Below are 14,056 nucleotides of genomic sequence, written 5' to 3' on the forward strand. Positions count from 1 at the left end.
CTAACCCCGATGGGCAGGACGCTAGCAAGGCGGGATGCCGCTGTCTATAGTCAGTCGGGTGACTGACTCAGAGATGCCCCGGGGGCCGCGGGCCAAAGCGGCCGGCAAGCGGCGGCAGCTGACGGCGGCCGCGGCCCGGGTGCTGCACGAGCAGGGCGTGGAGCGCACGACGATCGCCGACATCGCCCGTGCCGCCGAGGTCCCGGCGGGCAACGTGTACTACTACTTCAAGACCAAGGATGAGCTGGTCGAGGCCGCTCTAGCCGAACACTCCGGCCACCTGAGGGAACTCACCGACGAGCTCGACAAGCTCCCCGAGCCGCGGAACCGCCTCAAGGGGCTCATCGCGGCGTGGGTCTCCGGGCGGGACACCGCGGCGCGCTACGGCTGTCCCACCGGCACCCTCGCCGCGGAGCTCGACAAGCGGGACGAGGGCGGCCTCGATCTCCTGGCGGGACGGGTCGTCCGGCAGCTGCTGGACTGGGTCGAACAGCAGTACAGGGAGATCGGCGTCGCCGACCCGGAGGGCCGCGCGCTGACGCTCGTCGGCGCCTACCAGGGGATGTCCCTGCTCTCCAACGCCCTGCGCGACCCCGAGATCATGACCCGCGAGGGAGACCGGCTGATCCGCGAGCTGGACGCGTCGGCCTAGGGCCGAACGCGCTGGTGCTGGGATGGACGCGCCGGCTCGGGGGGGCGACCGGTCGACGTAAGACCGGACGCGCCGACCTCGGAGGCGACCGGTCGACGTAGGAGTGGACGAACCGGCCTCGGAGGCGGCGCGTCGGCGTCGGGGCGATCCGGGCGGCATCCCGGCGTCGGTGTCAGACGGCCGCCATCTCCCACACCAGCAGCTCGGCGGGCACACCCGCGACCAGTTCCAGGTCCTTCGCGTCCGTGACGCGGGCCGCGTCGCCCTCCCCCAGTTCCACGCCGTCCAGCCGGACCTCGCCGCGCAGGACATGGACATAGACGAAGGGCGCGTCCGGGACCGCCGTGCGCTCACCCGCCGTCAGTCGGCGCACATGGAGCATGGCGCCCGCTTCGGGAACGGCGTACGGGGTGGAATCGGCGATACCGCGGACGGTCTCGTACGCCGGGTCGCCACCCGGTTCCAGGGGGGCAAGCCACATCTGGACGAAGACCACCGGCAGCTCGCCGTCGTTGCGCTCGACGTGGCGGACGCCGCCCGCGGAACTCAGCCGCTGGACGTCGCCGTGGCGCAACACCGTCTCGTGACCGGCCGAGTCGCGATGGGTCAGCTCTCCCTCCACCACCCATGTGACGATCTCGGTGTGGCTGTGCGGGTGCTCGTCGAAGCCGGCGCCAGGGGCGAGCCGCTCCTCGTTGCAGGCGATCACCGCGCCGAAGCGGAGGTTGTCGGGGTCGTAGTGCGGGCCGAAGGAAAAGGCGTGGAGCGAGGAGATCCCGGCCGCCGGGTCCCCTCCGCGGTAGCGCTCGTCGGCGCGGCGGACGTCCATCACCCGCCCACCGTAGCCCCGGCCAGGCGAACGCCCCGCGCTTACTTTGCGACCCGCCGCCGCACAGCTCCGTCCGGATAAGGCAGTCTTGTCCCGTGCCCGAACCCGAAGCCAGCAAGACCGAGCGCCCAGCGCATGACGTCCAGATGCACACCGCGACCCTCAAGCGGCTGGAGAAGTCGGCCGGCAGTCTCGCCGCCCAGGCCATCACGCGGATGGACGAGACGCTGCCGTGGTACCGGGCCATGCCCCCGGAGAACCGGTCCTGGATCGGGCTCGTCGCCCAGGCCGGTATCGCCGCGTTCACCGAGTGGTTCCGGCACCCGGACGCGCCGCAGGCCATCTCCACCGATGTCTTCGGGACCGCGCCACGCGAGCTGACCAGGGCCATCACGCTGCGCCAGACGGTGGAGATGGTGCGGACCACGATCGAGGTCATGGAGTCGGCCATCGACGAGGTGGCGGCTCCCGGGGACGAGGGCGTGCTGCGCGAGGCGCTGCTCGTGTACGCCCGCGAGATCGCCTTCGCCACCGCCCAGGTGTACGCGCAGGCGGCGGAGGCACGCGGTGCCTGGGACGCCCGGCTCGAATCGCTCGTCGTGAACGCCGTGCTCTCCGGCGAGGCCGACGAGGGCGCCGTCTCCCGGGCCGCCGCGCTCGGCTGGAACTCGCCCGAACATGTCTGCGTGGTGCTGGGCACGGCACCGGACGGTGACAGCGAACTGACGGTCGAGGCGATCCGGCGGGCCGCCCGGCACGCCAAGCTGCAGGTGCTGACGGGGGTGCTCGGGGACCGGCTGGTCGTCATCGCGGGCGGCAGCGACAACCCGCTCGCGGTCGCCAAGTCACTGATCGGTCCGTTCGCCGCCGGATCCGTCGTCGCCGGGCCGATCGTGCCCGATCTGCTCGCCGCGACCCGGTCCGCGCAGGCCGCGGCGGCCGGGCTGAAGGCGTGTTTTGCCTGGCAGGACGCCCCGCGCCCGGTGCTGGCGGACGATCTGCTGCCCGAGCGCGCCATCGCCGGAGACCCTTCCGCCCGCGAGCAGTTGGTGGAGGAGATCTACAGACCGCTGGAGGAAGCCGGCTCCGCGCTCCTGGAGACGCTCAGCGTCTATCTGGAGCAGGCGAGCAGCCTCGAAGGCGCCGCCCGGATGCTGTTCGTCCATCCCAACACCGTGCGCTACCGGCTCCGACGTGTGACTGACGTCACCGGCTGGTCACCCTCGGATGTACGATCCGCGTTCACGCTGCGGATCGCGCTGATCCTGGGGCGTCTGGCCGATGGAGATCCCCAGACCTAGCCTTTTGTCGGGGACCTACAATTCCCTCTCGTGTTCTTCGTCCCTGTCCCCACGGGCGGCCGTGGCCGTCCACAAGAGAGAGTGTGAGAGTGCTCGTACTCGTCGCTCCCGGCCAGGGCGCTCAGACGCCCGGCTTCCTGACTCCTTGGCTCGACCTCCCCGGCGCCGCCGAACGCCTCGCCGCGTGGTCGGACGCCATCGGGCTCGACCTTGCCCACTACGGCACGCAGGCCGACGCGGACGCGATCCGTGACACGGCTGTCGCCCAGCCGCTGCTGGTCGCCGCCGGCCTCCTGTCCGCCGCGGCACTCGGTGACGTGACCCCCGGTGCGGTCGCCGGGCACAGCGTCGGCGAGATCACCGCCGCCGCGTTCGCGGGAGTGCTGGACGACACCGCCGCGCTGTCCCTCGTACGCAAGCGCGGCCTGGCGATGGCCGACGCCGCCGCCATCACGCAGACCGGTATGTCGGCGCTGCTCGGTGGGGACCCCGAGACGACGGTCGCGCACCTGGAGAAGCTGGGGCTGACCCCCGCGAACGTGAACGGCGCGGGCCAGATCGTCGCCGCCGGGACGCTGGAGCAGCTGGCCGCCCTGGAGGCGGACAAGCCCGAGGGTGTCCGGCGTGTCGTCGCTCTGAAGGTGGCGGGCGCGTTCCACACCGTCCACATGGCCCCCGCGGTCGAGGCGCTGGCCAAGGCCGCCGAGGAACTGAGTCCGGCGGACCCGCGGGTCACCTACATCTCGAACCGGGACGGCCAGTCCGTCGCCTCCGGTGCCGAGGTCGTCTCGCGCCTGGTCGGCCAGGTCGCCAACCCGGTCCGCTGGGACCTGTGCATGGAGACCTTCCAGAAGCTCGGCGCGACCGCGCTGATCGAGGTGTGCCCCGGCGGGACGCTGACCGGTCTCGCCAAGCGCGCCCTGCCCGGTGTCACGACGCTGGCCCTGAAGACACCAGACGACCTCGACGCGGCTCGCGAGCTCATCGCCGAGCACAGCGCGGCCTAAGGAGCCCGAGAGCATGTCGAAGATCAAGGCACCCAAGGGCGCTCCTTTCGCGCGCATCCTCGGCGTCGGCGGCTACCGTCCCGTCCGGGTGGTGCCCAACGAGGTGATCCTGGAGACGATCGACTCGTCCGACGAATGGATCCGCTCGCGCTCGGGCATCGAGACGCGGCACTGGGCCTCCGACGAGGAGACCGTCGCCGCGATGTCGATCGAGGCGTCCGGCAAGGCCATCGCCGACGCCGGGATCAACGCCGAGCAGATCGGCGCCGTGGTCGTCGCCACCGTGTCGCACTTCAGCCAGACCCCGGCCATCGCCACCGAGATCGCCGACAAGCTCGGCACGAACAAGGCCGCGGCCTTCGACATCTCGGCCGGCTGCGCGGGCTTCGGCTACGGCCTGACCCTCGCCAAGGGCATGATCGTCGAGGGTTCCGCGGAGTACGTCCTCGTCATCGGCGTGGAGCGGCTGTCCGACCTCACCGACCTGGAGGACCGCGCGACGGCCTTCCTGTTCGGCGACGGCGCGGGCGCGATCGTCGTGGGTCCCTCCGAGGAGCCGCACATCGGCCCCACCGTCTGGGGCAGCGAGGGCGACAAGGCCGGCACGATCAAGCAGACCGTGCCGTGGGACCGCTTCAAGGTCGGCGACGTCTCCGAGCTCCCGCTCGACTCCAAGGGCGAGATCAAGTTCCCTGCCATCACGCAGGAGGGCCAGGCGGTGTTCCGCTGGGCCGTGTTCGAGATGGCGAAGGTCGCCCAGCAGGCGCTGGACGCGGCCGGGATCACCTCGGACGACCTGGATGTCTTCATTCCCCACCAGGCCAACGAGCGGATCATCGACTCGATGGTGAAGACGCTGAAACTGCCGGGACACGTCACGGTCGCGCGTGACGTGCGCACCACCGGCAACACCTCGGCCGCCTCGATTCCGCTCGCAATGGAGCGGCTCCTGGCGACCGGTGCGGCGAAGAGCGGCGACACCGCGCTCGTCATCGGCTTCGGGGCGGGTCTCGTGTACGCCGCGACGGTCGTTACCCTCCCTTAGGCACTCCGTACCGGATCATCCGGTCCGTACGGAAAACCGCCACCCTCTGGAAACACACCGAAGGAGCGCCTGACATGGCCGCCACTCAGGAAGAGATCGTCGAAGGTCTCGCCGAGATCGTCAACGAGATCGCCGGGATCCCCACCGAGGACGTCCAGCTGGACAAGTCCTTCACCGACGACCTGGACGTCGACTCGCTGTCCATGGTCGAGGTCGTCGTCGCCGCCGAAGAGCGCTTCGACGTCAAGATCCCGGACGACGACGTCAAGAACCTCAAGACCGTCGGCGACGCGACGAACTACATCCTCAAGCACCAGGCCTGATCTTCCGGTCACCTGGGCCGACCGTCCGGGTTCACCGGGGCCTGGCGCCCTGGTTCCCCTGGGCTGATGCCCCGCCACCCGGCGGTGGCGCCGCTGAATCCTCGTATCCGTTGGAGAAAGAATTCCCGTGAGCCCGACCAATCGCACCGTGGTCGTCACCGGTATCGGCGCAACCACACCGCTGGGTGGCGACGCAGCCTCTACCTGGGAGGGCCTGATCGCCGGACGTTCCGGCGTCCGCCCCCTCGAGCAGGAGTGGGCCGCCGACCAGGCTGTCCGTATCGCGGCGCAGATCGCCGTGGAGCCGGGCGAGGTCATTCCCCGCCCGCAGGCCCGCCGCCTGGACCGCTCGGCGCAGTTCGCGCTGATCGCGGCCAAGGAGGCCTGGGCGAACGCCGGTTTCACCGACAAGGCGGGCGAGGACCCGAGCGTCGACCCCGACCGGCTGGGCACTGTCATCGCCTCCGGCATCGGTGGCGTAACGACCCTGCTCGACCAGTACGACGTGCTGAAGGAGAAGGGCGTACGCCGTGTCTCCCCGCACACCGTGCCGATGCTGATGCCGAACGGCCCGTCCGCCAACGTCGGTCTGCTCGTCGGTGCCCGCGCCGGTGTGCACACCCCGGTCTCCGCCTGCGCTTCGGGCGCCGAGGCCATCGGCTACGCCATCGAGATGATCCGCACGGGCCGCGCCGACGTCGTCGTCGCCGGTGGCACCGAGGCGGCCATCCACCCGCTGCCCATCGCCGCGTTCGGCAACATGATGGCGATGTCCAAGAACAACGACGACCCGCAGGGTGCCTCGCGCCCCTACGACGTCGCCCGTGACGGCTTCGTCCTCGGCGAGGGCGCCGGCGTCCTCGTCCTGGAGTCCGCCGAGCACGCCGCCAAGCGCGGCGCCCGGGTGTACGCCGAGGCGGTCGGCCAGGGCATCTCGGCCGACGCGCACGACATCGTGCAGCCGGAGCCCGAGGGCCGCGGCATCTCGCACGCCCTGCAGAACCTGCTCGACAACACCGACCTGGACCCGGCCGAGATCGTGCACGTGAACGCGCACGCCACCTCGACCCCGGCCGGTGACGTGGCCGAGCTGAAGGCGCTGCGCAAGGTGTTCGGCGACGAGGCCGACCACTTCGCGGTCTCCGCGACCAAGTCGATGACCGGTCACCTCCTCGGTGGCGCCGGTGGCGTCGAGTCGGTCGCGACCGTGCTCGCCCTGTACCACCGGGTCGCGCCGCCGACCATCAACGTGGAGAACCTCGACCCCGAGGCCGAGGCCGCTGCCGACATCGTCCGCGGCGAGGCGCGCAAGCTGCCCGTCGAGGGCCGCATCGCCGCGCTGAACGACTCGTTCGGCTTCGGTGGGCACAACGTGGTGCTGGCGTTCCGCTCCGTCTGACGCCGGTTCCCTGTTTTGAATGACGTGTGGCCCGTACCCCTTGATCAAGGGGTACGGGCCACACGCCGTTCGTTCTTCGGTTATGGAGGAGCGCCCTTGACGGAGCGTCACACCACCTGATGCAGCCAGCGGACCGGGGCGCCCTCGCCGGCGTAGCGGAAGGGTTCCAGTTCGTCGTCCCAGGGCTTGCCGAGGAGCTTGGCGAGGTCGGCCTCCAGGTCGCTCTCGCCGCGCTGGGAGCGCAGCAGCGCGGCGCGCAGCCGGTCCTCGGGGATGAGGATGTCGCCGTGGATGCCGGTGACCGCGTGGAAGATGCCGAGCTCGGGGGTGCAGCTGTAGCGCTCGCCCTCGGCGGTGGGGCACGGTTCGGCGGTGACCTCGAAGCGCAGCAGGTGCCAGCCGCGCAGTGCGGAGGCGAGTTTGGAGGCGGTGCCGACCTCGCCCTTCCAGGAGAACTCGGATCTCCAGGTGCCCGGCGCGGCGGGCTGCCGGATCCAGTCGAGGTTGACGCGCGTGCCGAGCACCCCCGCGACCGCCCACTCGACGTGCGGGCACAACGCGCGGGGCGCGGAGTGCACGTAGAGAACTCCACGTGTCGTCACTGGGGCCTCCGGACAGAGCGAGACATCTTGTAACTTAGCGGAACGGCAGTGGCAGGGCGGCCACGTGGCGAGGCTACCCTGCGGCGGCGCAAGGAGTGTGACGTACCGTCGGTCCAAGCGCCGTGAACCTCCGAGGTTTCACCCGGCGGGACGCGTCCGGACTCCCTTGCCGGGGGTCCGGGTCATCTCCCGGGTGGAGACGGCCGCCCCATGGAAACGCGGTGCGACCGACCGTGTACGACGTGGTGCGACCGACCGCGCAGAACGGGTGCCGACCAACCCTGTACAACGAACGAGGAGACCAGGGGATGCGGAATCGCAGCCACCGTTCGCGGGCCGTCCTCGCCGTCGCCGCGGCGGCGGCTCTCCTGGGCGTCGCCGCGTGCGACGCCACCGGTGGCAACTCCTCCGCGCCCAGCGGGACGGGAGCCCGGCCGTCCCCGAAGCCCACGCCGGTCTGGGACCGCAGCCCGGACTCCATGGCCGCGGTCGGGGACTCCATCACGCGCGGGTTCGACGCGTGCAGTGTGCTGTCCGACTGCCCCGAGGTGTCGTGGGCGACCGGCAGCGATCCGCAGGTCGACAGTCTTGCCGTACGGCTGCTCGGCGCCACCGGGGCGGCCGAGCGCAGCTGGAACTACGCGGTCACCGGCGCGCGGATGGCCGATCTCCCCGGCCAGATGGCACAGGCGGCGACCCGCAGGCCGGAGCTGGTAACGGTGATGGCGGGCGCCAACGACGCCTGCCGCTCCTCCGCATCGGCGATGACGTCCGTCGCCGACTTCCGGACCGAGTTCCAGGACGCGATGGACACCTTGCGCGGCGCTCTGCCCAAGACCCAGGTGTATGTGTCGAGCGTGCCGGATCTGAAGCGCCTGTGGTCCCAGGGGCGCGGCAATCCGCTGGGCAAGCAGGTCTGGAAACTGGGCATCTGCCCCTCGATGCTCGGCGACGCGGACTCGCTGGGCTCGGCGGCGACCCTGCGGCGCGGACAGGTGCAGGACCGGGTGAAGGCGTACAACCAGGTGCTGCGTGAGGTGTGCGCTAAGGACCGGCGCTGCCGCTTCGACGGGGACGCGGTCTTCGACTACCGCTTCGGTACGGACCAGTTGAGCCACTGGGACTGGTTCCATCCGAGCAGGGACGGACAGGCACGACTCGCAGAGATCGCCTACCGGACCGTCACCTCGCGCAAACCGGTGACCTAGGGTTTCCCTCATGAGCGAACTTTTCGGCACACTTTCCGACGGCACCCCGGTCCATCGCTGGACACTGGAGCGCGCCGGGGTCCGGGTGCGTGTGCTCACGTACGGCGGGATCGTGCAGTCGGCCGAGGTGCCGGACCGGGACGGGCGAGCCGTGGACGTGACGCTGGGCTTCCCCGACCTGGCGGGTTACACGGCCCATCCGGAACCGTATCTCGGCGCGCTGGTCGGGCGGTACGCGAACCGGATCGGCGGCGCCCGCTTCTCGCTGGACGGAGCGACGTACCACCTGGTCCCGAACAACGGGCCGAACTCGCTGCACGGCGGCGACGGCGGCTTCGACAAGCGCGTGTGGGACGCGGCGCCGCTCGAACACGGGGTGCGGCTCTCCCGGGTCAGCCCGGACGGCGAGGAGGGCTTTCCGGGCCGCCTGGAGGTCTCGGTGACGTACACGCTCGACGAGCGGGGCGCGCTGCGGATCGCCTACGAGGCGGTCACCGACGCGCCGACCGTGCTGAACCTGACGAACCACACGTACTGGAACCTGAGCGGCTCCGGCAGCGCGCTGGGGCACGAACTGCGCCTCGACGCCTCGCGGTTGACGCGGGTGGACGCGGACCTCATCCCGACCGGGGAACTCGACCCGGTCGAGGGCACGCGCTTCGACTTCCGGGAGTCCCGCAAGACCGGCGCGGGATACGACCACAACTACGTGCTCGACAAGGGGGTCACCGGCGCTCCCGTGGAGGTCGCCGAGCTGCACGATCCGGCGTCCGGGCGGGTACTGACGGTCGCGACCACCGAACCCGGTCTCCAGTTCTACACCGCCGACCACCTGAGCGACCCCTTCGCCCCCAACGACGGCATCGCGCTGGAGACCCAGCACTTCCCCGACTCCCCGAACCGGCCGGACTTCCCGAGCACGGAGCTGCGGCCGGGCGACGTGTACAGGTCGGAGACGGTGTACGGGTTCTCCGTGCGGTCCTAGCCAGACCGCGAGTCCCGGTCCGGAGGTCAGGTTCCGGACCGGGGCTCGCCGAAGCGGCGCGCGCTGGTTACGCCTCGATCATCGTGCTCAGACGGCGGTCCCTGAGGGAACGGCCCGCCTGAATCTCGTACGAACCCTTCACAAACGCCCAGCCGCTCGCGGTGGTGTCCCAGATCTCGAAAGCGCGGCGCGGGAGTGCCACGACGGCCTCGACGCTCTCGCCGGGTCCCGCCTCGACGCCGGCGAAACCGGCGAGCACGCGGACGGGCCGCTCGGTGCCGGGTTCCGCCGGGGCGAGGTAGACCTGGACGACCTCGCGCCCGGCGCGCTCACCGGAGTTGCGGACCCGGACGGTGACGGTCGTGCCCTCGACCTCGATGGACTCGTACGTCCAGTCGGTGTAGCCGAGGCCGTGGCCGAAGGCGTACGAGGAGGTCCTCCCCTCCTTCTCCCAGGCGCGGTAGCCGATGAAGACGTCCTCGGTGTACGGGAGTTCGCCGTCGGCCGGGCGTACCTGGGTGACCGGGGCGTCGGCGAGGGAGCCCCAGGTGGTGGGGAGGCGACCGCCCGGCTCGTGGGTGCCGGTGAGGACGTCGGCGAGGGCGGCGCCGCCCTCCTGCCCCGGGAACCAGCTGAGGAGCACGGCGGCGACCTCGTCGCGCCACGGGAGTTCCACCGGGGAGCCCGAGTTGACGACCACGACGGTGTTGGGGTTGGCGGCGGCGACGGCGTGCACCAGTTCGTCCTGGCGGCCGGGGAGCCTGAGGTCCGCCCGGTCGAAGCCCTCGGACTCGACGCGGTCGGTGGTGGCGACCACGACGACGGCGGTGTCGGCGGCGCGGGCCGCCCCGACGGCCTCGGCGATCAGCTCGTCCGCGTCGCGCACGGGCTCCTGATGGGCGAGCGAGAAGCCGACCACCTTCATCCGGATGCCGTCGGGGAACTCGACGAGATGGGTGAGGGAGACCTCGACCGGTTCGCCCGCGGTGAGTTCGGCCTGGCCGCGCGGGACCGGGGCGCCGAAGATCGTCACGAAGGGGCGGTCCTTGTCGGTGCCCTGGACGTCGTCGAAGTACGTCGTGCCGTCGACGGTGAGGGTGAACGCGCCGAGGCCCTTGATGCCGAAGGTGTGCGGGCCGCTGTCGCGCGGGGTGAAGGTGCCGGTCAGCTCGACGCTGTGGAGGGTGTTGGGGGTACCCCCTGCTTGAGCGGAGTCGAAAGCTTGGGGGAGGGTGACGCCCTCGGGCAGGTCGTCGCCCATCCACTGGATCTGGCCGTTCGGGACGGAGACGGTGGCGATGATCTCGCCGGCGGCGTCACGGCAGACCGTGCGCAGCTCGAACCCCTTGTCGGCGACCGGGAGTTCCACGGTCGGGTCGGCGCCGACGGCGTACGTCAGGCTGCCCTCGGGGAGGGCGGCGGTAAGGCCGTCGAGGGGCGAGACGATCCGGGCGGGGAAGACGGTGGCGGAGCCGCCGCCGAGGACGCGGGCGTCGCGGGCGGCGGCTCCGATGAGAGCCACCCGGTGCCCCTCGGCGAGCGGCAGGGCGCCTTCGTTGCGGACGAGGACGAAGGAGCGGCGGGCGATCTCGCGGGCCAGCGCCTCCCCGTCGACGGCCTCGGGCAGCTCGGTCACGACAGGTTCGGCGCCCTCCAGGATGCCGACGCGGGCGGCGAGGCGGAGCACGTTGCGGACGGCCGCGTCCACGGTGGCCTCCGCCACCTCGCCGGCGCGCACGGCCGCGGCGAGCGGCGGGCCGTAGACGGTCCGGGGGCCGGGCATGGCGACGTCGAGGCCGCCCTCGATCGCGGCCGTGGTGGAGCGGGCGGCCATCCAGTCGGAGACGTTGAAGCCGTCGAAGCCCCATTCACCGCGCAGGACTTCGTTCACGAGGTAGCGGTGCTCGCTCATCGTCGTGCCGTTGACCGAGTTGTAGGCGGTCATGATCCCCCACGGGTGGGCGTTCTCGACGATGGCCTCGAAGGGCGCCAAGTACAGCTCGCGAAGGGCGCGTTCGGAGACGAGGTTGTTCACCGTGAAGCGGTCGGTCTCGGCGTCGTTGGCCACGAAGTGCTTGACGGTGGTGCCGACGCCGCCGGACTGCACGCCCCGGACATAGCCGCTGCCGATCGCGCCGGTCAGGTGGGGATCCTCGCTGTAGGCCTCGAAGTGGCGGCCGCCCAGCGGTGAGCGGTGCAGGTTGACGGTGGGGGCGAGCAGGACGTGGACGCCTTTGCGGCGGGCCTCCTGGGCGAGGAGCGTGCCGGCCCGGCGGGCCAGGTCGGGGTCCCAGGTGGCGGCGAGCGCGGTGGGCGACGGGAGCGCGACGGAGGGGTCGTCGGCGGTCCAGCGGACGCCGCGGACGCCGATCGGACCGTCGGACATGACGAGCGACTTCAGACCGATCTCGGGGAGCGCGGGCAGCGTCCACATGTTCCGGCCGGACAGCAGCCGGGCCTTCGCGTCCAGGTCGAGCCGGCCGAGGGCCGCCTCGACGACGGCCTCGCGGGCCGCCTCCGCTTCCGCGTCCTTCCGGTCCTTCGCCGTCTCCACCGCAGTCTCCGCCATGGCGGCACCTCCTCGTTGAAAGCCGTCGGTCTCCCCCATCCTGCATCGGCCACCTGTAGAGCGGTAGGTTTCGTGACGTGGCCGTTATAATGGCGGTGATCGGATGCCGTACGGTGACGCCATGGCGACCAGGACCAGGAGTGAGGAGCGGCGCGCGGAGATCGTGCGCGCCGCGCTGGAGGTGATCGCCGAGCGCGGTTACCGGGGCGCGAGCCTCGCCGCGGTCGCCGAGCGCGTGGGCCTCACCCAGCAGGGCCTGCTGCACCACTTCCCCACCAAGGAGGCCCTGCTCGTCGCCGTGCTCAAGGAGCGGGACCAGTGGGACGCCCTGCCCAACACCACGTGGCGGGCCGACCTGCTCGTCTCGCTGGTCGAGTACAACGCCATGCGGCCCGGGATCATCCAGACCTTCTCGGCGCTGCTCGGCGAGAGCGTCACGGAGGGGCACCCGGCGCGTGAGTTCTTCACCCGGCGCTACACCGCGGTGCGCGCGAACATGGCCTCGGTGCTGCGCGCGGAGTACGGGGAGCGGCTGCCGAGCGGTCTCACGCCGGAGCGCGCCGCTCCGCTGCTCGTCGCCGTGATGGACGGGCTGCAGTACCAGTGGCTGCTGGACCCGGAGTCGGTGGACATGCCGGCCGCGTTCAGGGACTTCCTCACCCTGCTGGGCGAGGACTGACCGACGTCCGTCCCGGTCAACGGCCCATGCCCTTCGGCCACTTCCGCCTCGCGCCATGGTGTACGCCCCCGCGTCACGGGATACTGCCGCCGTCCGGCAGCACCCCCCACATGACGGAAGGCCCGAACTCCCTTGACCCAGTTACGTGTTCGGATCGGCATTCTCGGGCTGGCGCTGCTGGCGGGCATCACCGTGCTGCCCACCGCGTCGGCGACGACGGCCGAGAACCCCACCGCCGGCACCCCTACGGTCGAGGAGCAGCGACTCGACGGGGCGGCGCCCCGGGAGATCCTGCGGCGCTCCGGATTCGACACGTTGGCACCGGAGTTCGTCCGGGCGCTGGGCCGGGCCGGGTCGTACGCGCAGGCCGAGCGGGTCGTGATGCGGGAGGGTGCCCGGCTGTGGCGGCGGGCGGTCGACCGGGCGCAGGGCCGGGGCCCGGCGGGCGGCGACCTGAGCCGGGACGACGACCGGCCGCTGTACTGGGCGCGGCTCGGCATGACGCGCGAAGTGCGGGGATGGGAGCCCGGGTTCGGGTTGACCAGAACTCAACGCGCCCGCCTGCTGGACGGCTTGGAGTGGAGCTCGCGCGGTCAGAACGCGGTGCACTTCCCACCGCGCACGGGGCCGCGCACGGGGATGAAGCGCATCCTGGTCACCGGGTTCGACCCGTTCACGCTCGACCGTGACATCCGGATCTCCAACCCGTCCGGGGCGACCGCGCTCGCTCTCGACGGCACGACGATCCGGACCGCGGGCGGTCCGGCGCGGGTGGAGACCGTCGTGTTCCCGGTCCGCTGGCAGGACTTCACCGGGGGCACCTCCCCTGCGTCCGGCTCCGCGGAAGGGACGGTGGAACGGACCCTGCGGCCGTACCTCCCGCAGGTGGACCTGTTCACCACGGTCAGCCAGGGCCGCGTCGGCCGGTTCGACGTGGAGCGGACCAACGGGGCCTGGCGGGGCGGCTTTCCGGACAACGACAACGTCTCGGTGACGGGGACCGTCCCGGTCACCGACCCGGCCTCGCAGCCCCAGTGGACGACGACGACCCTCCCGTACGCGGAGATCGTCGCCGCGCACACGGGCCGCTTCCCGGTCTACGACCACACCTCGGTGACCGAGATCCCGGCGGGAGGGGCCGATCCTGTCGTACGCCCCGACGGGCCGACCCCGGGATCACAGGCCCGCGCGGGCGGCGGCGGGGACTATCTGTCGAACGAGATCGCCTACCGGGCGACGCTGCTGCGGGACCGTCTCGGCCTCGGCGCGAGCCTGCCCGGCGGTCATGTCCACACGCCTGTCCTGCAGTTCGGCGCGGACAACACGGACCCGGCGACCGGGACGGTGACGGACCCCGAGTTCGTGCGCAACCGTCTCGACATCATCGCGCAGGTGCGGGCGATCCTGACGGTGGCCGTCGACGCGACCGCCCCGCACGCACCGTGACGACGGCGACG

13 protein-coding genes are annotated in these 14,056 nt (G+C 71.5%); 10 read left to right on the plus strand and 3 right to left on the minus strand.

Translation table 11 applies throughout. The annotated features are described in order from the left end of the window. Positions 1-73: 73 nt before the first annotated feature. Positions 74-652, plus strand: coding sequence for a TetR/AcrR family transcriptional regulator (locus tag ACZ4N5_RS11910; RefSeq protein ID WP_467757127.1), 579 nt, complete (start codon positions 74-76; stop codon positions 650-652). 172 nt (positions 653-824) lie between these two features. Here the strand turns inward: ACZ4N5_RS11910 and ACZ4N5_RS11915 are convergent, their stop codons facing one another. Then, positions 825-1,481 (minus strand): pirin family protein, encoded by a 657-nt coding sequence (locus ACZ4N5_RS11915; RefSeq protein WP_467757128.1) that lies wholly within the window; start codon positions 1,479-1,481, stop codon positions 825-827. A gap of 95 nt (positions 1,482-1,576) precedes the next feature. Here ACZ4N5_RS11915 and fasR point away from each other — a divergent pair, with 95 nt between their 5' ends. The 5 genes from fasR (at position 1,577) to fabF (ending at position 6,556) form a co-directional block, all read left to right on the plus strand. After that, positions 1,577-2,782 carry a fatty acid biosynthesis transcriptional regulator FasR gene (fasR, locus tag ACZ4N5_RS11920; RefSeq protein WP_467756949.1) on the plus strand — a complete coding sequence of 402 codons (1,206 nt, stop codon included), beginning with the start codon at positions 1,577-1,579 and terminating at the stop codon, positions 2,780-2,782. An 89-nt stretch (positions 2,783-2,871) separates the two neighbouring features. Beyond that, complete coding sequence (locus ACZ4N5_RS11925; RefSeq protein WP_467756950.1) at positions 2,872-3,789, plus strand: ACP S-malonyltransferase; 918 nt, start codon at positions 2,872-2,874, stop codon at positions 3,787-3,789. 13 nt (positions 3,790-3,802) lie between these two features. Continuing rightward, positions 3,803-4,834, plus strand: a complete 1,032-nt coding sequence (locus tag ACZ4N5_RS11930) for a beta-ketoacyl-ACP synthase 3 (RefSeq protein ID WP_467756951.1) — start codon at positions 3,803-3,805, stop codon at positions 4,832-4,834. 74 nt (positions 4,835-4,908) lie between these two features. Continuing rightward, positions 4,909-5,157, plus strand: a complete 249-nt coding sequence (locus ACZ4N5_RS11935) for an acyl carrier protein (protein WP_189185313.1) — start codon at positions 4,909-4,911, stop codon at positions 5,155-5,157. 127 nt (positions 5,158-5,284) lie between these two features. Further along, complete coding sequence (gene fabF / locus ACZ4N5_RS11940; protein ID WP_467756952.1) at positions 5,285-6,556, plus strand: beta-ketoacyl-ACP synthase II; 1,272 nt, start codon at positions 5,285-5,287, stop codon at positions 6,554-6,556. A 107-nt stretch (positions 6,557-6,663) separates the two neighbouring features. Here fabF and ACZ4N5_RS11945 read toward each other — a convergent pair whose 3' ends face one another. Further along, positions 6,664-7,158, minus strand: coding sequence for a DUF3145 domain-containing protein (locus tag ACZ4N5_RS11945; RefSeq protein WP_261702513.1), 495 nt, complete (start codon positions 7,156-7,158; stop codon positions 6,664-6,666). A 308-nt stretch (positions 7,159-7,466) separates the two neighbouring features. On the opposite strand from ACZ4N5_RS11945, the gene ACZ4N5_RS11950 reads away from it, so the two are divergent. Further along, on the plus strand, positions 7,467-8,366 hold the full coding sequence (locus tag ACZ4N5_RS11950; RefSeq protein ID WP_467756953.1) for an SGNH/GDSL hydrolase family protein: 900 nt from the start codon (positions 7,467-7,469) through the stop codon (positions 8,364-8,366). Between the two features lie 10 nt (positions 8,367-8,376). Then, positions 8,377-9,351, plus strand: a complete 975-nt coding sequence (locus tag ACZ4N5_RS11955; RefSeq protein WP_467756954.1) for an aldose epimerase family protein — start codon at positions 8,377-8,379, stop codon at positions 9,349-9,351. A 67-nt stretch (positions 9,352-9,418) separates the two neighbouring features. Here the strand turns inward: ACZ4N5_RS11955 and ACZ4N5_RS11960 are convergent, their stop codons facing one another. Next, positions 9,419-11,920: a glycoside hydrolase family 3 protein gene (locus tag ACZ4N5_RS11960; protein ID WP_467756955.1), complete on the minus strand. Its 2,502-nt coding sequence runs from the start codon at positions 11,918-11,920 to the stop codon at positions 9,419-9,421. Between the two features lie 103 nt (positions 11,921-12,023). Here ACZ4N5_RS11960 and ACZ4N5_RS11965 point away from each other — a divergent pair, with 103 nt between their 5' ends. Together ACZ4N5_RS11965 and ACZ4N5_RS11970 are read left to right on the plus strand one after the other, a co-directional pair. Next, the gene (locus ACZ4N5_RS11965; RefSeq protein ID WP_467756956.1) at positions 12,024-12,599 is read left to right on the plus strand and encodes a TetR/AcrR family transcriptional regulator; all 576 of its coding nucleotides are present in this window, start codon (positions 12,024-12,026) and stop codon (positions 12,597-12,599) included. 132 nt (positions 12,600-12,731) lie between these two features. After that, positions 12,732-14,045 carry a pyroglutamyl-peptidase I gene (locus ACZ4N5_RS11970; RefSeq protein ID WP_467756957.1) on the plus strand — a complete coding sequence of 438 codons (1,314 nt, stop codon included), beginning with the start codon at positions 12,732-12,734 and terminating at the stop codon, positions 14,043-14,045. The last annotated feature ends 11 nt before the right edge of the window (positions 14,046-14,056 follow it).

This window comes from Streptomyces sp. NPDC026500 (assembly GCF_055567635.1).

Coding starts and splice junctions, on each gene's coding strand:
- ACZ4N5_RS11910 (WP_467757127.1), top strand. CDS start 74: ATGCCCCGGGGGCCGCGGGCCAAAGCGGCCGGCAAGCGGCGGCAGCTG.
- ACZ4N5_RS11915 (WP_467757128.1), bottom strand. CDS start 1,481: ATGGACGTCCGCCGCGCCGACGAGCGCTACCGCGGAGGGGACCCGGCG.
- ACZ4N5_RS11930 (WP_467756951.1), top strand. CDS start 3,803: ATGTCGAAGATCAAGGCACCCAAGGGCGCTCCTTTCGCGCGCATCCTC.
- ACZ4N5_RS11935 (WP_189185313.1), top strand. CDS start 4,909: ATGGCCGCCACTCAGGAAGAGATCGTCGAAGGTCTCGCCGAGATCGTC.
- ACZ4N5_RS11950 (WP_467756953.1), top strand. CDS start 7,467: ATGCGGAATCGCAGCCACCGTTCGCGGGCCGTCCTCGCCGTCGCCGCG.
- ACZ4N5_RS11955 (WP_467756954.1), top strand. CDS start 8,377: ATGAGCGAACTTTTCGGCACACTTTCCGACGGCACCCCGGTCCATCGC.
- ACZ4N5_RS11960 (WP_467756955.1), bottom strand. CDS start 11,920: ATGGCGGAGACTGCGGTGGAGACGGCGAAGGACCGGAAGGACGCGGAA.
- ACZ4N5_RS11965 (WP_467756956.1), top strand. CDS start 12,024: ATGCCGTACGGTGACGCCATGGCGACCAGGACCAGGAGTGAGGAGCGG.